General features: G+C 33.6%; 19 protein-coding genes and 2 pseudogenes. 5 read left to right on the top strand and 16 right to left on the bottom strand.

The window, feature by feature from the left end:
• Positions 1–253 precede the first annotated feature (253 nt).
• The 9 genes and pseudogenes from EB819_RS12990 to hemB all read right to left on the bottom strand — a co-directional run bounded on the left by EB819_RS12990 (position 254) and on the right by hemB (position 7,621).
• Positions 254–1,608, bottom strand: a protein-coding gene (locus tag EB819_RS12990; protein ID WP_394337960.1) for an IS3 family transposase whose coding sequence is annotated in 2 segments (ribosomal slippage) — positions 254–1,134 and positions 1,134–1,608 — 1,356 coding nt in all. Because the reading frame shifts where the segments join, the coding sequence is not laid out codon by codon here.
• Between the two features lie 80 nt (positions 1,609–1,688).
• Complete coding sequence (locus tag EB819_RS01360; protein ID WP_069799456.1) at positions 1,689–2,105, bottom strand: SH3 domain-containing protein; 417 nt, start codon at positions 2,103–2,105, stop codon at positions 1,689–1,691.
• 5 nt (positions 2,106–2,110) lie between these two features.
• On the bottom strand, positions 2,111–2,596 hold the full coding sequence (locus tag EB819_RS01355; RefSeq protein WP_069799458.1) for a BON domain-containing protein: 486 nt from the start codon (positions 2,594–2,596) through the stop codon (positions 2,111–2,113).
• Between the two features lie 169 nt (positions 2,597–2,765).
• Positions 2,766–2,876 (bottom strand): annotated as a pseudogene (locus EB819_RS12810) (agmatinase); the annotation flags it as partial.
• A gap of 11 nt (positions 2,877–2,887) precedes the next feature.
• Entirely contained in the window at positions 2,888–4,282 is a 1,395-nt protein-coding gene (locus EB819_RS01345) for a type III PLP-dependent enzyme domain-containing protein (RefSeq protein WP_069799460.1), read from the bottom strand.
• A gap of 70 nt (positions 4,283–4,352) precedes the next feature.
• Entirely contained in the window at positions 4,353–4,967 is a 615-nt protein-coding gene (locus EB819_RS01340; RefSeq protein WP_069799462.1) for a thiamine diphosphokinase, read from the bottom strand.
• Positions 4,968–5,037: 70 nt separating this feature from the next.
• Complete coding sequence (locus EB819_RS01335) at positions 5,038–5,607, bottom strand: cob(I)yrinic acid a,c-diamide adenosyltransferase (RefSeq protein WP_069799464.1); 570 nt, start codon at positions 5,605–5,607, stop codon at positions 5,038–5,040.
• A gap of 36 nt (positions 5,608–5,643) precedes the next feature.
• Complete coding sequence (gene lptB, locus EB819_RS01330; protein WP_069799466.1) at positions 5,644–6,372, bottom strand: LPS export ABC transporter ATP-binding protein; 729 nt, start codon at positions 6,370–6,372, stop codon at positions 5,644–5,646.
• A gap of 256 nt (positions 6,373–6,628) precedes the next feature.
• On the bottom strand, positions 6,629–7,621 hold the full coding sequence (hemB, locus tag EB819_RS01325) for a porphobilinogen synthase (protein ID WP_069799468.1): 993 nt from the start codon (positions 7,619–7,621) through the stop codon (positions 6,629–6,631).
• Between the two features lie 115 nt (positions 7,622–7,736).
• Here hemB and EB819_RS01320 point away from each other — a divergent pair, with 115 nt between their 5' ends.
• On the top strand, positions 7,737–8,096 hold the full coding sequence (locus EB819_RS01320; RefSeq protein WP_069799470.1) for a T9SS type A sorting domain-containing protein: 360 nt from the start codon (positions 7,737–7,739) through the stop codon (positions 8,094–8,096).
• Between the two features lie 70 nt (positions 8,097–8,166).
• Here the strand turns inward: EB819_RS01320 and deoC are convergent, their stop codons facing one another.
• The 5 genes from deoC to EB819_RS01295 are packed head-to-tail and all read right to left on the bottom strand — an operon-like array spanning position 8,167 to position 12,345.
• The gene (gene deoC, locus EB819_RS01315) at positions 8,167–8,910 is read right to left on the bottom strand and encodes a deoxyribose-phosphate aldolase (protein ID WP_069799472.1); all 744 of its coding nucleotides are present in this window, start codon (positions 8,908–8,910) and stop codon (positions 8,167–8,169) included.
• Between the two features lie 4 nt (positions 8,911–8,914).
• A complete protein-coding gene (locus EB819_RS01310; protein WP_069799474.1) occupies positions 8,915–9,385 on the bottom strand; it encodes an Lrp/AsnC family transcriptional regulator in 471 nt (156 codons plus the stop codon).
• Positions 9,386–9,392: 7 nt separating this feature from the next.
• Positions 9,393–10,349 (bottom strand): endonuclease/exonuclease/phosphatase family protein, encoded by a 957-nt coding sequence (locus EB819_RS01305; protein WP_069799476.1) that lies wholly within the window; start codon positions 10,347–10,349, stop codon positions 9,393–9,395.
• Between the two features lie 53 nt (positions 10,350–10,402).
• A complete protein-coding gene (gene trmD, locus EB819_RS01300) occupies positions 10,403–11,083 on the bottom strand; it encodes a tRNA (guanosine(37)-N1)-methyltransferase TrmD (protein ID WP_069799478.1) in 681 nt (226 codons plus the stop codon).
• Positions 11,080–12,345 (bottom strand): NAD(P)/FAD-dependent oxidoreductase, encoded by a 1,266-nt coding sequence (locus EB819_RS01295; RefSeq protein ID WP_069799480.1) that lies wholly within the window; start codon positions 12,343–12,345, stop codon positions 11,080–11,082. The genes trmD and EB819_RS01295 overlap by 4 nt, the downstream gene beginning before the upstream one ends.
• Before the next feature lie 57 nt (positions 12,346–12,402).
• Between EB819_RS01295 and EB819_RS01290 the strand changes: the two genes are divergently transcribed.
• From EB819_RS01290 to EB819_RS12985, 4 genes and pseudogenes are all read left to right on the top strand, one after another.
• Positions 12,403–13,266, top strand: a complete 864-nt coding sequence (locus tag EB819_RS01290; RefSeq protein WP_069799482.1) for a GH25 family lysozyme — start codon at positions 12,403–12,405, stop codon at positions 13,264–13,266.
• Positions 13,267–13,277: 11 nt separating this feature from the next.
• Positions 13,278–13,610, top strand: coding sequence for a HopJ type III effector protein (locus EB819_RS01285; protein ID WP_069799484.1), 333 nt, complete (start codon positions 13,278–13,280; stop codon positions 13,608–13,610).
• 80 nt (positions 13,611–13,690) lie between these two features.
• The gene (locus EB819_RS01280; RefSeq protein ID WP_069799486.1) at positions 13,691–15,583 is read left to right on the top strand and encodes an ABC-F family ATP-binding cassette domain-containing protein; all 1,893 of its coding nucleotides are present in this window, start codon (positions 13,691–13,693) and stop codon (positions 15,581–15,583) included.
• A gap of 1 nt (position 15,584) precedes the next feature.
• Positions 15,585–16,013: pseudogene (locus EB819_RS12985) on the top strand (VanZ family protein).
• 138 nt (positions 16,014–16,151) lie between these two features.
• Here EB819_RS12985 and proC read toward each other — a convergent pair.
• Both proC and EB819_RS01260 read right to left on the bottom strand, forming a co-directional pair.
• A complete protein-coding gene (gene proC, locus EB819_RS01265) occupies positions 16,152–16,955 on the bottom strand; it encodes a pyrroline-5-carboxylate reductase (protein ID WP_069799488.1) in 804 nt (267 codons plus the stop codon).
• Positions 16,956–17,026: 71 nt separating this feature from the next.
• The gene (locus EB819_RS01260; protein ID WP_069799490.1) at positions 17,027–19,162 is read right to left on the bottom strand and encodes a helix-turn-helix domain-containing protein; all 2,136 of its coding nucleotides are present in this window, start codon (positions 19,160–19,162) and stop codon (positions 17,027–17,029) included.
• Between the last annotated feature and the right edge of the window lie 57 nt (positions 19,163–19,219).

The following is a 19,219-nucleotide window of genomic DNA, read 5'->3' as shown; positions in this document are numbered from 1 at the left end:
TTTTCTATAGAATACAAATATAGTTTTTTTAATGAAATATTGGTAATTGTTTTGAAGCTGTATTTCTGGACAAGCGATAGCAGTGGAAATCCTTTTTCGGTGGCGGCAGCAAAGCTGCCGCCACCGAAAAAGATTGTAACGAATAGCGCGGTTCCGAAATTTCTTGAATGGCAAAAGCTTTGGGAAAATTTTCGGGAGGGCCCAAAATAAAAAATCCCGAAAAAATAGACTGCACCCAAAAGTTTAGACAAAATTAAACAATATTCTCAAAGGAAAGAGTTCGGTACTGTACCGGACTCTTTCCTTTGAGATTGAGTCTTATTCTATCATTGTTGTAATAGTGAATGTACTTCACTATTTCGATCTTAAGTTCCTGAATGGAACCAAACTTTCTGGTATAAAACATTTCTGATTTTATCGTTCCAAAAAAGTTTTCTATCACCGCATTGTCCAAACAGTTTCCTTTTCGGGACATACTTTGAATAATACCTTTTTCTTTTAACAAGTTTTGGTAATGTTTCATTTGATATTGCCAACCTTGATCAGAATGTAGAATGATGTTTTGTGTAGATTTTACTTTTCTGAATGATTTCTTTAGCATTCTGATGATTTGGCTAAACACAGGTCTTTCAGATAAGTCAAAACTGACAATTTCACCATTAAATAAATCGATGATTGGAGATAGGTAAAGTTTATTACCCGATACATTAAACTCTGTAACATCGGTTGCCCATTTCTGATTAGGAGTGTCCGATTTGAAATTCCTCTGTAGAACATTGGGCGCAATTTTCCCTTGCTCTCCCTTGTAAGATTTATATTTCTTCACTCGGATAATACTCTTTAATCCTAATGTTTTCATAAGTCGTAAAACAGTTTTGTGATTAATCAAAATTCCTTTTTCTTTCAAAAGCAAAGTAATTCTTCTATAGCCCAACCTTCCTTTGTGACGATGATAAATCTGATTAATCATTTCTTTTATTTCCGCATATTTATCTTTCATTTGAAAGCGTTTTTGATAGTAATAAAAACTGCTTCTTGCCATCGATGTACAATGCAGCAGTACTGCTAAATCAAAGTCCTGCCTTAACTCTTCGATGGCTTTGGATTTTTCCTTTCCTGAATTAAGGCGTCTAACTTTTTTAAAATGGCGTTCTCGGCTTCTAAATAATAAATCCTCTCCAACAGTTTTTCCTCCCTTGTTAAGGGTTTGCCTGTTTTCTTTTTTTTTCGCTTGTAATTACTCATGGTTTTAGGTCTTCCTCTGGGTCTGTTTTCTAAACCTAAAATACCATTTTTTTTGTAATTACGCTGCCAACTAAGAATACTGGACTCCGCAGGAATATTAAACCTTCTCGACGCTTCTTTTAAACTTAAATTCTCTTTCTCAATTACTGATAAAATCTTTAATTTAAAATCTTTTGTGTAATGCGTATTGGAAAGCCGAACAAGTCCTGAAACTCCATAAAGTTCATAAAATTTTATCCATTTACGAACCAAGGAACCACAAACTCCAATGCGTTTTCCTAAATCGTCTGTTCCAATGTCCCCTTTGTGATATCTCTTTATAGCTTTTAATTTAAAGTCTACTGAATATTTACTTTTTCCCATAAAAAATACCCCTAAAAAGTGTCTAACTTTTTGGGGGCAGTCCAAAATTCGGGATTATAAATTTATATTCGAGACTTGAATTAAGCTCTTAAATATCTAGAATAAGCATAACCTTCTTCTCCGTCTTTGGTTTTAATTTTCCACCACTCGTCTGAAGATTGTTCTACTAAAGTTACCACCTCACCTTTTGCCGCTTTTCCTAAAATTACGCCTTCTGTAGAAGGCTCCTGTCTAATGTTTAGGTTAGAACTTTCTGTATCTACAGTAAGTGAAGTACCTACAGCTAAACCAGCTACTTGTACATCTATATTGATATCTGAAGCAGAATAAGTGGCATCTATAGCTCCTAAAGCATTCCAAACAGCATCTTTTGCAACGTTAGAAGAAGTAGTTCCTGAAATGTAAAGAATTCCGTCTTGTTCTTGAACCTTTAAATCAGAAATTCCTGCAGACTGAGCTGCTGAAACTACACTTGAATATTTTTCTTGTAATGACATGGTAATTATTTTTTAACGTTATAATTATAGTTTACTTTACCCACTTTTAGAGCATCTACAGACATTTTTATTTTTCTGGCTTGCTCTGCCGTAACTTCTCCTGTTAAGGTAAGCTCACCGTTTACTACATCTACTTTTACAGCAGGAAAATCTTTAACCGCATCTGTTACTTTTTGTTGAACTTCTGGAGCAACTGCAGATACAGTTTCTACTACAGAAGCTGCTGCTTCTACGGTAGCCATATCCATTACATCTTTTACTCCTTTTACATTTTTAAGAGCTGCAATAGCTGCATCTTTTTCTTCCTGAGAAGCAAATGTACCACTTAAATGTGCCACTCCTTCTTTCACTTCCACAGAAGTTCCAGGATAAGCAGCAACTACAGTAGTAGATTGTGTGGTAAGTTCTGCATCAGAAACATTTTTTTTGCAAGAAAATGCTGCCACAGAAAATAAAAGCGCTAAAGCAGCAATTTTGATAGTTTTTTTCATAGTAATAATGATTTAATTGTTGTTTTCCAAAGTTAGTAATTAAAACCATCCCATTTTTACACAATTTTTATAAAGTTTTATTAAATTTTTAAAAATTCAAATGAGATTCCAACAAAAAAGCACCAGAATTCTGATGCTTTTTAAATTTATTTTGAATAAATCAATTTTTTTATTTTTGGTTTAAATGATAGTAAGCTAACATTTTATAGTACAACTTAGCTGCTAAAAACGCAGTAGGTTTCACGTAAGGAGAATCCATTGATTTAACAACATCAAAACTCTGTTTACCAATTATTTATACCCTAAAAGATGCAATACATCTTCAGGTTTTTGTTCTTCCGAAAATACTTCGTATTGCAGTTTTCCGTTTTTGGCTTTTGAAATTAAAATATGTTTTGGTTGAGGCAACAAACAGTGATGAACACCACCGAAACCTGAAATGCTTTCTTGATATGCTCCAGTATTAAAGAAACCAATGTACAAAGGTTTTGTATCGCTGAAAACAGGCAAATAAATAGCATTTGCATGTTGTTCAGAGTTGTAATAATCATCAGAATCACACGTTAAACCGCCCAAGAAAACTCTTTCATAAGAATCTTCCCATCTGTTTAACGGAAGCATGATAAATCTTTTAGAAATCGCCCAAGAATCTGGAAGTGTAGTCATGAAAGAAGAGTCTATCATATTCCATTTTTCTCTATCGTTTTGGCGTTTTTGAGAAATGATTTTGTATAAATTTCCAGCACTTTCACCTACGGTAAAACTACCAAATTCAGTATAAATGTTTGGTTCTTCTACACCTTCTTCTTCGCAGAATTTTTTGATTTGATATACGATTTCATTGACCATGTATTCATAATCATAATCAAATTGAAGAGAATTTTTAATTGGGAAACCACCACCAATATTAAGAGAATCTACTTCTGGAGCAATTTTTTTCAATCTCGCATAAACCCTTAAACATTTGAAAAGTTCGTTCCAATAATACGCAGTATCTTTAATTCCGGTATTGATGAAAAAATGAAGCATTTTCAACCTTGCATTCGGGTGTTCTGCAATTTTTTGGCTGTAATAAGGGATAATATCTTTGTACCCAATTCCTAATCTGCTGGTATAAAATTCAAATTTCGGCTCTTCTTCCGAAGCAATTCTAATCCCAATGTCAAAGGTAGTATCTATACTTTCGGTCAGTTTATCTAATTCTCTGTAATTATCTAAAACAGGAATCACATTTTCAAAACCATTATTGATTAAATCTGAAATTTTAGCCAAATAATCATCGGTTTTGAAACCATTACAAACCACTTCTATCGTCTTGTCAATTTTCCCTGTTTCGAATAGATTTTTAACAATATTCATGTCAAAAGCAGAAGACGTTTCGATAGAAATATCATTCTTTAGCGCTTCTTCTAATACGAAAGAAAAGTGCGAAGATTTGGTACAGTAACAGTATCTGTAAGAATTTTTATATTCATTCTTTTTGATGGCATCTTTAAACCACGTTTTTGCACGCTGAATGTTTTGCGAAATCTTAGGTAAATAACTGAACTTCAAAGGAGTTCCGAATTTTTCTACCAAGTCCATCAAAGGAATATCATGAAAGTACAACTGTTGATCCTCATACTTAAATTCCTCTTGCGGAAAATAAAGTGTTTGGTCAATAAGTTCAGCATATTTTATCTTCATTTATTGCAAAAATTTAAGATTACAAAAATGCGAAAAAAGATTGAATTTTTTTTGTTAAAAAATCACAAATTTAGTTTCCGATAAAAATCAATACATCACCGTTTTCATACGTGATTTCTACAGTGTTTTCTCGGGCAAAATTTCGAGTTCCTACTCTTTTGGTTAAGCTCAATTCTTCGTTAAAGAGCTCCCAGTTAAGCCCTTTAGTCGAAATTTTTTCTACAAAAGGAAATGGTAAAAGCGAAATCATCTTTCCTTCTACTTCGTGAATTTTAAAATTTTTTGGGATGAAAAAGTATCTGGAAAACTCGTCAAAAAAAGTGATTTCCATTTCATTTTTAAAGAGAAAAGCTACGTGAAGATTTCCTAAAAAATGGTCTTGTTCACCACCGCTTCCTCCGTAAACGTCTACTTTTTGTACACCATGATTTTTGAGAATATCTAAAGCTTTTTGAAAATCGGTAAAATCTTGATCCGGAGTATGAATGAATTTTTCGTGGTAAATATTTTCGTCACTGCCTTCATGAGAATCAAAATCTCCTGAAATAAAATCAAGTTTATCCAGAGGGAAATTTTTATCCTTTAAATAATGAAAAGCCCCATCACTACAAGCAATCATATCATAACCTTCCAAATGAGGAAGTTCATTAGGTGGAGTTCCGTTGATGAAAAGGAGTGCATTCATATTTTCTCGCTGATTTGGCAAATTAAGCAGATCATAAAAAGCAAAATAAAAATCTGCGTAATCTGCGGGATTATCTTTCTGAAGGATTCCAGTAATCTTCTTTTTCTCCAGAAATTTTAGAGATATATCTTGCCAAAATAAACAGATAATCAGACAATCTATTGAGATATTTGATGAGTTCTGGTCTTACTTCTTCGGTTTCATTGAGATGAACCATAGCGCGTTCTGCTCTTCTGCAAACCGTTCTACAAACGTGAATAGATGCAGCAGCTTTTCCACCGCTTGGTAAAATAAAGAATTGTAAAGGTTCTAAAGATGCATCTAAATCATCCATCCAAATTTCTAATTCTGATATTTCCTTTTCGGAAATCATTAAATCTAGACGATTTTTACCATTGGCTAAAATCAGTTTATCTGTAGGAGTTGCCGCTTCTGAACCTACCGTAAATAAATCAAATTGAATTTTTTGTAATTGACTTAAAACTTTTTCATCAGAAATTTCGGCTTTTGCCAAACCAATAAACGCATTGAGTTCGTCTAAAGTTCCGTAAGATTCTACTCTTGCAGCTGCTTTAGAAACTCTGGTTCCTCCGTACAATGAGGTTTCGCCTTTATCGCCAGTTTTGGTGTAAATTTTCATAAAATTGATGGATGTTGGAAGTTAGATGATGGATGTTTAGAATTTTTCAAATCTAAAATTCTCACCCAAATAAGCTTGTCTTACTTGTGGATCATTGGCTAAATCTTCTGGAACACCTTCTTTTAAGATGTTTCCTTCGAACATAATGTAAGTTTTATTGGTAATCGCCAAAGTTTGTTGTACGTTGTGGTCGGTTATCAGAACGCCGATATCTTTTTTCACCAAACTTCTGATAATTTTCTGAATATCCTCCACAGCAATTGGGTCTACTCCTGCAAAAGGTTCATCCAAAAGAATAAAATCTGGGTCTGTAGCGAGACAACGCGCGATTTCGGTTCTACGTCTTTCACCACCAGAAAGTAAATCTCCACGGTTTTTACGAACGTGCTCTAGTGAAAATTCTTCAATCAGTTCGTTGGTTCTGCGGATTTGTTCTTCTTTAGATTTATTGGTGAGTTGTAAAACTCCCAAAATATTATCTTCTACTGACAGCTTTCTAAAAACAGAAGCTTCCTGAGCCAAATAACCAATTCCTTTTTGCGCACGTTTATACATGGCATCATTGGTAATATCTTTTCCGTCAAGCGTAATTTTGCCAGAAGTAGGTTTTACCAAGCCTACAATCATATAGAAAGTAGTGGTTTTTCCCGCACCATTTGGTCCGAGTAAACCTACAATTTCTCCTTTTTTTACTTCTACGGAAACTCCTTTTACTACTTTTTTAGGTCCGTATTCTTTAATTAAATTTTCGCCACGTAAAATCATAGAGACAAAGATATGAAAAATGTTGGATGTTAGATGTTGGATGTTTTTATTGCAAAACCCTTTCTGCGTTTTATGCACATACAAAAAACGCAGAAAGGGTTGGTTATATTTTTTTACTGTAAGTTATTTTTAGAAAAATAGGTTCTAAAAATCCTGAACTTGCGCCCCAGATTGAGCGGCATGTTTGAGCTCTTTTTTCTGCGGCGGCGAAGCCGCCGCAGAAAAAAAGCGAGTAGCGAAAGCTGGAATTTGGCGCCTAATTATTTAATAAAATGGCAGCTTCTTTGGCAGCATAGGTGAAAATCATATCTGCACCAGCTCTTTTAATACAAGTAAGGCTTTCTATTATAGCTTTGTCATTATCTAACCAACCGTTTTGAGCAGCCGCTTTCAGCATTGCGTATTCTCCGCTTACATTATAAACGGCGATGGGTAAATCTATTTCCTGACGAACTTTTGCTACAATATCCAAATACGGAAGTCCCGGTTTTATCATAATAATGTCTGCACCTTCTTCGATGTCTTTGTAAACTTCATTTAAGGCCTCTCTAGAATTATGAAAATCCATTTGGTAAGTCTTTTTATCTTTTGGAATTTCCTGAAAATCTTTCGGAGCAGAATCTAATGCACTTCTGAAAGGTCCGTAGAATGAACTTGCGTATTTTGCTGCATAGCTCAAAATTCCTACGTTGGTATGACCTGTTTCTTCTAAAGCTTGACGAATTGCAGCAACTCTACCATCCATCATATCACTTGGCGCTACAACATCTGCACCTGCTTCTGCGTGAGAAACAGACATTCTTGCCAAAGCATCATTAGTCGCATCATTGTCTACTTGTCCGTTGGTGATAATTCCGTCGTGACCATAGATTGAATAAGGGTCTAATGCAACATCTGGCATTACAATCATTTCTGGAATGGCATTTTTAATTTCTCTGATGGTTCTTTGCATCAAACCATGCGGATTCCAAGCTTCGGTTCCGAGATTGTCTTTTAAATTTTCTGGAACTTTCATGTAGATATTCACCGCTTTCACTCCCAGTGAAAAAAGTTCTTTACATTCTTTCACCGTTAAGTCTACTGTTCTGCGGAAAATTCCCGGCATTGATGGAATAGCTTCCTGTGCGTTTTCGCCTTCCATTACGAACATTGGCATTACAAAATCATTGGTAGTGAGTACTGTTTCTCTCACAAGACTTCTGATGCTTTCGTTAGTACGTAATCTTCTATTTCTTGAAAAAATTATCATTTTTGGAACAAAGTTTGTTTTATACTCTGCAAATTTAGTTATTTATAACTATTGTGTATATCAATTCGTTTAAATAAATTTGTATATTCTTTGAGATAAGAATGAATTAAGTAAAATGAAAAGAACTTTATATTTTATATTATTTTCGGTAGGTTTATTAATGTTTTCGGGCGAAGCAAAAGCTCAACAAACATTAAGAGAACCGCTTTCTGATTCTCAAAAATCTGATGACGGAGTTTTAGTCGCTTATCCTAATCCTACAAGAGACTTTATCATTGTAAAGGCTAAAAACCCAATGCTAAAGGTAAAATCTGTTACCTTCTACTCTATTATCGGGACTCAAGTTTCAGAAACAATAGTGAACATGAACACCGCCGAAATTAGATTAGACAAACTGAAACCTGGCAAATATTTAATGAAATACACTTTGTCAGACAATACCCAAAAGGTAACGCAAGTGGTAAAACAGCAATAATTTTTTAAATCATAAAAAAGAAAAACCATCGAAGTTCGATGGTTTTTTATTTTTGGAAATTTCTTAAAGATTAGTAACCTCCAGAAACTTCTTCGTTTTTAATTAAAGCTTTTGCAGAAGATGTTCCTATTCTTTTTACGCCTAGGTTAATCATATATTCTGCTTCTTCTGGCGTTCTTACACCACCTGCAGCTTTTACAGGAAGTGAGCCTGCATTTTCTAGCATGATTTTAATTCCTTCTACAGTTGCGCCATTTGGTTTTCCGCCTTCTGTTTGGTAGAAACCAGTAGATGATTTCACAAATATTCTGTGTAAATCTTCAGCTTTGAAGTTTTCTTCCGCCCAAGTTGAGATTTTTTTGGTAATATCTGCAATTTGCTCATCGGTAAGCGCTGCGATTTCAATAATCCATTTTGCAATTTTACCGTTATCTAAACAAAGTTTTGTACAATCTACAAATTCTGATTTCACAGCATCTACTTCACCATTTTTGTACGCTTCATAATTGATTACGAAATCTAATTCATCTACTCCGTCTTCGATTGCTTTTTGAGCTTCAGCTAATTTATGTTCTTTAGAATAAGTTCCTTCGTGGAAACCGATTACAGTACCGATGATTACATTAGAATTTTGTTCTGTAAGGAATTGCTTCATTTTTTTAACATAATCAGGTCTTATCATTACTGCAAAAATGTCATTTTCGATGGCTTCTTTGGCAAGATTAATTACCGTTTCTAGCGTTTGTTCTTCGGTAAGACCAGATTGAGCTGGAGTTTTTAGATAAGTAGAATCTAAATAAGTGTTGATTTTCATAACGTTACACTTTTAATTGTCTGTTAATACTTTGCTCCAAAGATATGAAAGTTTCTGTTCTTGTAACGCCTTTTAGCTTTTGTATTTTGCTTAAAATTTGCATGAGATGATCATTATCAATACAAAGTACTTTAAGGAAAACCGTCCAGTTTCCTGTAGTATAATGAGCTTCTACGATTTCATTAATTTCGTTCAGAGATTTAATCAGTTCTTGGAAATGACTTGGTTGATCCATGTAAACGCCGATGTAAGAAACTACTTTGTAACCTATTTTTCTTGGATTGAGAAAAGATACAGAATTTTCTATTACGCCTGCGGTTTCTAGTTTTTTTATTCTCTGATGTACAGCAGTGGTAGAAATACCAATGTTTTTAGAAATTTGAGCCAAAGATGTTTTGGCATTGTCCATGAGCATATAGATTATTTTTTTATCTATTGCATCTAGCTTGTAACCTACTTCTGTAACGCTTTTCATTTTTAATTTAATTGTCTTTTGTTTCTAAAATTGTATAAACGGGATAATGATCACTATACCCACCAAGATATCTGGTCCCTGCAAAAGTTCTAAAAGGCCTTCCTTTAAACTTTTTGTCCCAATTACTTAATTTTTCTGAATTAAAGACTACAGCACTTTTAAATGCTAATGAGGAAATAGGCAAAAAGAAATGATTAGAAAATAGAATCTGATCGAACAACAGTCCTTGGTTGTAGTGAAACGTAGAATAGATTTTATTATTGTATAATTCTATGTATGGATTCACTAAGATTTTATCAACTCCATTGTCATATAATAAATTATTTAGATTTTCTTCAATCGGGTCATCGTTAAAATCTCCACAAATTATTACGGGTTCTTCTTTTTCTAATAACGTGAGAACTCTTTCTTTAATTGAATGAAGAATGTAATCTCTTTTGGGTTTGTTTACATCTTTTTCTCTTTTTGAAGGAAGATGCGCCACAAAAACATTGAGCAATTCATCATTGTATTTCAATTTACAAAAAAGAACATCTCTGGTGGTATCATAATACTCATCTTGCTCTTCATTCACTCCCTCGAAAATAAAAGAAATAGCTTCAGAATCTACTAATTCTATTTTTCTCTTATCATACAGAAGCGCTGTATCTACGCCTCTTTCATCTAAAGAATTATAATGAACAAAATCATAATTTTGAAGGGGTTCTTGTTGAATCAAATCTTGTAAAACCTCTTCATTATTCACTTCACATAAACCTACAATCATCGGAAGCACCTCTTCTTTTTCTTCGATAAGCCTAAAAACATTAGCAATTTTTCGAAGTTTATTCTGATACTTTCTTTCGTCCCAATTCCTTAATCCAGAAATGGTAGGATCTAAAAAATGTTTTGGTTTTGGGTCTGGAGAAAACAAGTTTTCTACATTATAGAACATGACAAGTTCTTTTTTCAAAAAATTCTCCATAGCCTTGCCTCAATTTTTTGGATTGTAAATTTAGTAAAAATAATTTATTATGATTAGAAATCTTTTAATAAATCTGGTCTTTTCTGCTGGGTAATTTCTATTGCTTTCTGATGTCTCCATTCTTCAATTTTCCCAAAATTACCGCTTAAAAGTATTTCTGGAACTCTCATCCCTTTGTAAACTTCTGGTTTTGTATAAATAGGCGGAGAAAGCAAATCATCTTGAAAACTATCCGTCAAAGCAGATTGTTCATCATTTAAGACTCCTGGCAAAAGACGAATAATCGCATCAGCAACTACACAAGCGGCCAGTTCGCCACCAGTTAGCACAAAATCACCAATCGAAATTTCTCTGGTAATGTGTAAATCTCTAATTCTTTGGTCTATTCCTTTATAATGACCACAAAGCAGAATTAAATTTTTCTTCAGCGAGTAAGAATTCGCTATTTTTTGGTTAAAAGTTTCTCCATCAGGAGTTAAGTAAATAACATCATCATACTCTCTCTCAGCTTTTAATTGAGAAATACATAAATCTAATGGTTCACACATCATCACCATTCCAGCGCCACCACCATAAACAGTATCATCTATTTGACGATGTTTGTTAAATGCAAAATCACGAACATTATGAAAATGAACTTCTGCCAAACCTTTTTCCATTGCTCTTTTCAGAATGGAAGTTTTGAAAGGACTTTCTAATAAATCAGGAACTGCACTTATAATATCTATTCTCATTGTTCGGTTTTATTTTTTTTATTCGGGATGATGATTAAGCGAAGCGAAGAATCTCTATTAATGTAACTCCACATCCAATTGAAGAAAATGGCAAGTTTATTTCTCACACTTAAAATCAACATTAAATGAAGAAACATCCAAAAATACCACGCAAAAATCCCTTGAAATTTAAATTTCGGTAAATCTACTACCGCTCTATGTTTCCCGATGGTTGCCATGCTTCCTTTGTCATCATATTCGTAAGGTTGCCACTCATTCTCTGATTTTTTCAAGAAATTTTTAGCCAAATTTTTTCCTTGATTAATCGCTACATTCGCCACTTGAGGATGACCATTTGGATATTTCGGGGTTTCCATATACGCAATATCTCCTATCGCATAAATATCATCAAATCCTACTATTTTATTATATCGGTCTACAATGTACCTGTTGTTTTTAATGGAATTTTCGGTTAATCCTTCAATAATATTTCCAGTAACACCTGCTGCCCAAATCACATTATTACTCGGAATGATATTCCCAGAACTTAGATAAACTCTATCGCCATCATAATCTGTCACCCTATCGTTTGAGATAAATCTCACGCCCAAATCTTTCAAATATTTTTCTGATTTTTCTTGAGATTCTTCGCTCATTACCGCCAAAGGTTTTTCGGTAGAACTCACCAAAATAATTTCTAAATCATCAAAATTCATTCTAGGATAATCTCTCGGCAAGATTTCTCTTTTCATTTCCGCAAAAGCTCCCGCCAATTCCACACCAGTTGGTCCAGAACCTACGATTACGATGTTCCAATTGCCATCATCACTTCTGCTTTTTTCAATGATGAGCTTTTCGAAAGTGAGCAAAACATGGTTTCTTATAGAAATCGCTTCCTGAGTATTTTTCATCCCAAAAGCCAAATTTTCCATTTTTTGATTTCCAAAGAAATTCGTTTTACAGCCAGTTGCAATCACCAATTTATCATAGTGAAAAACATGGTCTTCTGTAATAATTTTATTTTCCGAAGGAATAATCTGTTTCACTTCCGTCATTCTAAATTGAATATTTTTAGAACGCTGAAAAATCTTTCTAAAAGGAAACGAAATATTAGAAGGCTCAATTCTTCCGCAAGCTACTTGATAAAATAACGGTTGAAACATATGATGATTCGCTTTGTCAATCATCACCAATTTCTTGGTACGATTGCCATTAAGTTTTTTAGCGAATTGCAATCCTGCAAAACCACCACCGATGACGATTATTTTATCTCTAATTTCCATAAGATTCTGGCAAAATTACTGAATTTATTTTCTAAAAATTTTACTTTTGCAAAACTTATGTCAAAAACCAATCCAAAATCTACCAAAAGAAAAAAAATCCATAAAACCAGACGAAAAAATTATCTTTTTCGCCGATATATTTTGTTGGGCATTTTAGGATTGACCTTGCTCGGAACTGGGCTTTACCTCAGAGACAAAGTGGCATTTTATTACGCCATGTATTTTGAGAAATTTGCACATAAAAACTTAAAAAATTCAGAAGAAGAAACCGCTAGAATCAATAAAATAGTCACTGAATATAATGACAAAATTTTCGGTTTCGATATTTCTCATTATCAGCACAAACGAGACATAAAATGGGACAGCCTTACCATTGCAAATGGTTCTATCCCGTTAGAATTTGTGATTATGAGAGCGACTATGGGAAACCGAAAAAAGGATAAACATTTTGATGATTTTTGGGAATTAGCCAAAGAAAATAATCTTACAAGAGGTGCTTATCATTTTTATCGTGCAGACGAAGACCCTATTTTACAAGCCAATAATTTCTTAGAAAGTGTAAATCTAGAAAGCGGAGATTTACGACCTGTTTTAGACATCGAAAGAATTCCCAGAAGAAAATCTAAGGAAAAACTGATAGAAGACCTGAAGGTTTGGTGTAAAATTATAGAAGAAAAATACGGTGAAAAACCCATTATTTATACTTATTACCATTATTACAAAGATTATTTGCGAGGCGAGTTTGACGATTATCCACTTTGGTTAGCCAATTACAATGATGTTTTAGTTCCTTCGGAAGAAGATTCATGGAAAATGTGGCAATTCACGGAAAAAGGCATCGTAAAAGGAATTAATGTAAAAGTAGACCTTAATATTTACAACGGAAACTCATGGAGTTTCAGCGAATTAAAACTTGATTAAAGAAAAATAAAATGATAATAGAACAATTAAAAAACACACCAGAAGAATTGGTTTTCAGCAACGTAATTGCTTATATAGATGAACATTACGAATTCACACCCACCAAATTCACCAATGGAAATACGGTAAACGAAGCCAATCAAAATAATGGCTCTTGCAAGGTTTTCAGTTTTGCTAAAATGAACCAACTTTCTCCAAAAGAGACGCTTTTATTATTTAGCGAGTTTTACAGAGAAGATGTTTTGAAAAATTCAGAAGGAACAGACCATCAAAATATTAGAAATTTCATGAAATTTGGCTGGGAAGGAATTGTTTTCGAAGGAGAAGCTTTGAAGAAAAAATAAATCTTTCCACAATAAAATTTATTCCCATTTCATTTTTTGTACTTTCGCAATCTCAACCTTAACCTTTTCCTCAACCTAACATGAACTACGTTTCCGCAGAAAATCTGACCAAATCTTACGGCATCAAAACGCTTTTTAAGAATATTTCTTTCCACATCAATGAAGGAGACAAAATTGCGATTGTCGCCAAAAACGGCACTGGAAAATCCACCCTTCTTAAAATTATTTTGGGTAAAGAAATTGCAGATTCTGGCGAAGTAGTGATTAATAAAGATGTTCAGGTAGTTTTATTCGACCAAGAAATTGAGTTTGACTCTCAACTTTCTGTGGAAGAATTCATGATGACACTAGATTCTAAGCCTATTCAAGCGCTTAAAAACTATCATCAGTCGCTTCATTCTACTGACCAAAAATTCATAGAGAAAGCTTTGGCAGAAATGGAAATTCACAAAGCTTGGGATTTAGAAACCGAAATGAAACAAATTCTTTCGCAACTAAAAATCACCAATTTAGAGGCGAAAATGGGAACGCTTTCTGGAGGACAAATCAAAAGAGTTGCCCTTGCAAAACTCCTTACCGAAACCAGAGCAGAACATAGACACGTCTTGCTGATTATGGACGAACCTACCAATCACCTAGACGTAGAAATGGTAGAATGGTTAGAAAATTACCTTTCTAAAGCCATGATTACGTTGCTTTTGGTAACGCACGACCGTTATTTTCTGGATTCTGTCTGCGACACCGTTTGGGAAATGGAAGACCAAAATCTGTATGTTCATAACGGAAGTTATGCGACTTATCTGGAAAACAAAATGATTCGTGAAGATAATTTGAACGCTACGATTGACAAAGCCAACAACCTTTACCGAAAAGAATTAGAATGGATGCGCCGTCAACCAAAAGCGAGAACCACCAAATCAAAATCTAGAATTGATGCGTTCTACGACACCGAAAAAGTTGCGAAAACCAATACCAAAAAGCAATCTCTGGAACTCGATTTTGAGATGAAAAGATTGGGAAAAAAGATTTTGGAACTCAAAAATATTAATAAAAGTTATGGAGATTTGGTTTTGCTCAAAGATTTTTCATATTCATTTCAACGAGGCGAAAAAGTAGGAATTGTAGGAAAAAACGGAGCAGGAAAATCTACACTTCTCAATATTATTCAAGGTTTAGAACCCAAAAATTCTGGCGAAATAGAAACGGGAGAAACTATAAAATTTGGTTATTTTTCGCAAAAAGGGCTGCAATATAATGAAGAAGAAAGAGTGATTGATTTTATCAAAAATATTTCTGAAAATTTCCCTTTAGCCAACGGAAGAACCATTTCTGCATCGCAGTTTTTAAGAATTTTCTTGTTTGACGACCAAACGCAATATTCGCCGATTTCTAAACTTTCTGGTGGCGAAAAACGAAGATTGCACTTAATGTATGTGTTGTATCAAAATCCTAACTTCTTGATTTTTGATGAACCTACCAATGATTTAGACTTGCCAACATTGACGGTTTTGGAAAACTTTTTACAGAATTTCGCAGGTTGTCTCATCATTGTTTCTCACGACCGTTATTTTATGGATAGAATTGTAGACCATGTTTTGGCGTTTGAAGGTGATGGAAAAATCAAAGATTTTGTAGGGATTTTTTCGGAATATCGAGCGAGTTCTGAGGTACGAGGTACGAGTTCCGAGCCCAAAAAAGAAACTACTCAAACAAATTCAAATGATTTCAAACAGAATCAAACTCCTTCAAACTCAACCAAGAAAAAATTAAGTTTCAAAGAACAACGCGAACTGGAAACCATAGAAAAAGAAATGCCAGAATTAGAAAAAAAGCGTGCCGAAATTTTAGAAAAACTTAATAATGAAGCTGATTATGAGAAGATTGCAGCACTTTCTGCCGATTTAGAAAAAATTTCTGAACAACTAGAAGAACACGAAATGCGCTGGTTAGAATTGCAAGAAATGATGAGCTAAAATGACTAAAAAACTGTACTTTATTTTCATTATTTTATACACATCTTTGCTTTTATATTGGTTGTTTTTTGGATTTGGAAGAACTCCAAACGTAGAAAAAACGGTACAATTTGTTCCTTTTACTACTATTTACAAAATGTTTACTCAAATAGATGATTTTAAGTATTATAGCGTCAATATTATTGGTAATATTGTTGTTTTTATTCCATTTGGGTTTTTAGGAATTGTATTTGAAAAGTTAAAAAAAGCAAGGTTTCTTTTCCCTATTTTTATTTTATGAATTAGTACTTTAGAGTTTTTACAATTTATTACCAAAAGAGGTTATGCAGAAATAGACGATGTAATTCTGAATACAATGGGTGTTGCTATTGGTTTTTGGGTTTATCGGTTTTTATTAAAATTTCTTAAATTTCAGGCGACACTTAATTAAACCGCAAAAGAGACAAAAGAAATACCTAAAAAATAGTTTTTCAAAAGTAAAAAAAGCTAGATATTTTACTTTTTTTGCTTTTTTATATTTTACAACAAAAAGCTTTTGTCTCTTTTGCGGTTTAATATATTATTTTTTTTACCCATTCAATTCTTTAGCACGATTTTCGGCAGCAAAGATTCCGTTTTCTACAATTTCTTTTAATGAATTTTCATTAAAAACTTTTAGAGCTGCTTCTGTAGTTCCGCCTTTTGAGGCAACTTCTTTTATCAATTCGTCTAGATTTTTATCAGAATTATTGATGAGGTGATAAGCGCCAACCATGGTTTGTTTCACAAAAAGCTTCGAAAGATTTTCGTTAATTCCCATTTTTGTACCTGCTTTTATCATTGCATCTACAAAATAATAGAAATAAGCAGGACCGCTTCCGCTGAGCGCTGTAACAGAATCTAGCAAATCTTCTTCTTCCAGATAAACAGCTCTACCAGTACTGTTGAGCAATCTTTCAATTTGTAAAATTTGGTTAAATGTAATGCCTTCTGCAGCGGTGTAACCCGTAATTCCCATTCCAATTAAAGTAGGAGAATTTGGCATTGCTCTCACTACATTTTTATGATTCAAAGCTTTTTGAATTTTTTCAATTTTTACACCTGCCATTATAGAAAGTACCATTTGATGGTCTTTTAACTGAAACGGAAGATTATCCGCAACATACTGAAAATCTTGCGGTTTCACCGAAACAACAATTAAATCTGCATCTTCTACATTAGCTTCTTCAAAATTAGAAATTTGCACTTCGGGAAACTCTTTTTTTATTTTCCCAACTTTTTTTTCGCCTCTTATAATCAATTGTAAATGATGAGGTTTCACCAATTCATATTTTAAAAATGAACGAGAAAAAGCTACTCCCATGTTTCCGGCTCCTAAAATGGCAATTTTCATAATTTTTAAATTTTTTATTCGTGTTTTATTCTATTTTTTTTCACGCTGAACGAAGTATAAGCGTCTAATTTCTAACTATTATTTTTAAAATAATCTCTCAAAACCCTTAATTCGTGAAATTCCATATGAGGCAATTCGCGTTTTAATTCATTAAGGCTTTCATATTGTTCTGGATTCTCTATGAATTTAGTTTTGTAGAAAATCTCAAAATCTTGTATATATTCTTTGGCAATAATTCTTTCTATTTCTAATTGTCCATTTTCTACAAATTTCCCTAAATGCCCAAAAACAGTTTGCACCAAAATGCCTCTCTCTTTTGCAATTTCGCCAATAGATTTACCCTCTTCGAAGAGTTGAAACGTAATATTTTGGGTAGGAATTTTAACTACTTTTACCGAAATTTTTTCGTCGTTTTTTTGGTCAAAAAGTGGTTTTTCTAACAAATGTACGTTTTTTAAATCATTGAGATATTCTTCTAAATCGTCTAGAAAAGTTCTGGTGTCATCATTGTATTGTTTCATTCCTTTTACACCTTTGGTTTCTGCGTAAAAATCTTTAAAAGGTTTGAAAACCTCTTCTTTTACCTTCCCAAAAAAGAAATTAACTGCACCTTCAGCTTTAGATTCTATTTCTTGCCAATTTTCTTGATTTTGAATGAATTTTTTGGTTTTTTGCCAAATGATTTTTTCAAATTTCAAGTAAATATCCGTGAGATTTTCCACCGATTTTTTGATGAGATAATATAAATTCTGCGTTTTTTCTTTGTCTACAAATTTGCTTTCTTTAGAAGCTTTATTCCAAGTTTCCAAAGATTCTTTAGTCCAAGAAATATCTAAATAACGAAGCACTTTTCTGATGCTGTAATCGTATTTTTCGGCATGCAAAATTTCTTCTAATCGGTCATTTGCATGAGTAGCATCCTGAAATTCCGCCACTCTTCTGTCGCTGAAAATCACATCGCTAGAAATTTTAGATTTCAAAACAATTCCTTCTAAAGTTCTACAACGCGAAAGCGCCACGTAAACCTGACCAGAAGCGAAAGATTTCCCAGCATCTACAATTAATCGATCAAAAGTAAGCCCCTGAGATTTATGAATCGTCACCGCCCAAGCCAAACGAATAGGATATTGCTCGAAACTTCCCAATACTTCTTCTTCTATGTTTTTTTCTGCATCGAGAGAGTATTTTTTCTGTTCCCAGTTTTCTTTTTTCAGTTTATAATCTTCATCATCACCATCTATTCTTACCCAAATTTCATCTGCAGACAAGTCCACCACTTCTGCTAATTTTCCGTTGAAATATTTTTTTTCTTGAGTAGCATCATTTCTGATGAACATGACTTGCGCGCCTACTTTGAGCTCTAGAACTTCTTCATTTGGAAATTGAGATTCCTTAAAATCACCAACAATTTTAGCTTTAAACTGATACGTTTTCCCTCCTAATTCATTGAGTTTTTTTGTATTAATATCATCTGCAATTCTATTATGAGAAGTGAGATAAACGTAGGCTTCCTCTTTTGGTTCAAATTCTGGAATGTATCTTTCGTGAAGCTTTTCGTAATGTTCTCGTGAAAGATTTCCGTCTCTTATTTCATTTAAAATTTCAAGAAAATCTTCATCTTTTTGCCTGAAAACTTCAGTCAGTTCTACCGTGAGAAGATTGGTGTTTTTTAAAACAAAAGCGTCGAAAAAAAATGGCGAAGCATAAAATTGCTTCATGATGTATTCATTTTCGTCTCTCACAACAGGCGGAAGTTGGTACAAATCCCCAATAAAAAGCATCTGAACACCTCCGAATTTTTCTTGATTCCTGCGAATATGGCGCAGCGAAAAATCCATCATATCCAGTACATCTGCTCTTAGCATAGAAACCTCATCTACAATGATGACTTCTACTTCTCTGAGCAATTTTAGTTTATCTTTTCTGTACTTAAAATGCTGCATTAAATCTGGAATATTCATCGCCAGATTTTCATTAATTCGTTCTAAAGTTGGGATAAAAGTTCTGAGAGGAAACCCGAACATAGAATGAATGGTTACGCCACCAGCATTGATAGCAGCAATACCAGTTGGCGCTACTACAATGTGTTTTTTACGTGTTTTTTTAACGAAATTATTCAGAAAAGTGGTTTTACCAGTTCCTGCTTTCCCTGTGAGGAAAATATTTCGTGAAGTGTTTTCTACAAGGTCAAAAAGTTGGTTATTCATTCTAGGTTCAAAAATAGTGAAAAAAAATCAAGATGTGATGATTTGAAAATTTAGCAT

Source organism: Cloacibacterium normanense (assembly GCF_003860565.1).
In the GTDB taxonomy this organism is placed as follows: Bacteria; Bacteroidota; Bacteroidia; order Flavobacteriales; family Weeksellaceae; genus Cloacibacterium; species Cloacibacterium normanense.
The sequence above is the reverse complement of the archived record's forward strand: the minus strand, read 5'-3'. Positions and strand labels throughout refer to the sequence as shown.

Coding starts and splice junctions, on each gene's coding strand:
- EB819_RS01360 (WP_069799456.1), bottom strand. CDS start 2,105: ATGTCATTACAAGAAAAATATTCAAGTGTAGTTTCAGCAGCTCAGTCT.
- EB819_RS01355 (WP_069799458.1), bottom strand. CDS start 2,596: ATGAAAAAAACTATCAAAATTGCTGCTTTAGCGCTTTTATTTTCTGTG.
- EB819_RS01345 (WP_069799460.1), bottom strand. CDS start 4,282: ATGAAGATAAAATATGCTGAACTTATTGACCAAACACTTTATTTTCCG.
- EB819_RS01340 (WP_069799462.1), bottom strand. CDS start 4,967: ATGAATGCACTCCTTTTCATCAACGGAACTCCACCTAATGAACTTCCT.
- EB819_RS01335 (WP_069799464.1), bottom strand. CDS start 5,607: ATGAAAATTTACACCAAAACTGGCGATAAAGGCGAAACCTCATTGTAC.
- lptB (WP_069799466.1), bottom strand. CDS start 6,372: ATGATTTTACGTGGCGAAAATTTAATTAAAGAATACGGACCTAAAAAA.
- hemB (WP_069799468.1), bottom strand. CDS start 7,621: ATGATAATTTTTTCAAGAAATAGAAGATTACGTACTAACGAAAGCATC.
- EB819_RS01320 (WP_069799470.1), top strand. CDS start 7,737: ATGAAAAGAACTTTATATTTTATATTATTTTCGGTAGGTTTATTAATG.
- deoC (WP_069799472.1), bottom strand. CDS start 8,910: ATGAAAATCAACACTTATTTAGATTCTACTTATCTAAAAACTCCAGCT.
- EB819_RS01310 (WP_069799474.1), bottom strand. CDS start 9,385: ATGAAAAGCGTTACAGAAGTAGGTTACAAGCTAGATGCAATAGATAAA.
- EB819_RS01305 (WP_069799476.1), bottom strand. CDS start 10,349: ATGGAGAATTTTTTGAAAAAAGAACTTGTCATGTTCTATAATGTAGAA.
- trmD (WP_069799478.1), bottom strand. CDS start 11,083: ATGAGAATAGATATTATAAGTGCAGTTCCTGATTTATTAGAAAGTCCT.
- EB819_RS01295 (WP_069799480.1), bottom strand. CDS start 12,345: ATGGAAATTAGAGATAAAATAATCGTCATCGGTGGTGGTTTTGCAGGA.
- EB819_RS01290 (WP_069799482.1), top strand. CDS start 12,403: ATGTCAAAAACCAATCCAAAATCTACCAAAAGAAAAAAAATCCATAAA.
- EB819_RS01285 (WP_069799484.1), top strand. CDS start 13,278: ATGATAATAGAACAATTAAAAAACACACCAGAAGAATTGGTTTTCAGC.
- EB819_RS01280 (WP_069799486.1), top strand. CDS start 13,691: ATGAACTACGTTTCCGCAGAAAATCTGACCAAATCTTACGGCATCAAA.
- proC (WP_069799488.1), bottom strand. CDS start 16,955: ATGAAAATTGCCATTTTAGGAGCCGGAAACATGGGAGTAGCTTTTTCT.
- EB819_RS01260 (WP_069799490.1), bottom strand. CDS start 19,162: ATGAATAACCAACTTTTTGACCTTGTAGAAAACACTTCACGAAATATT.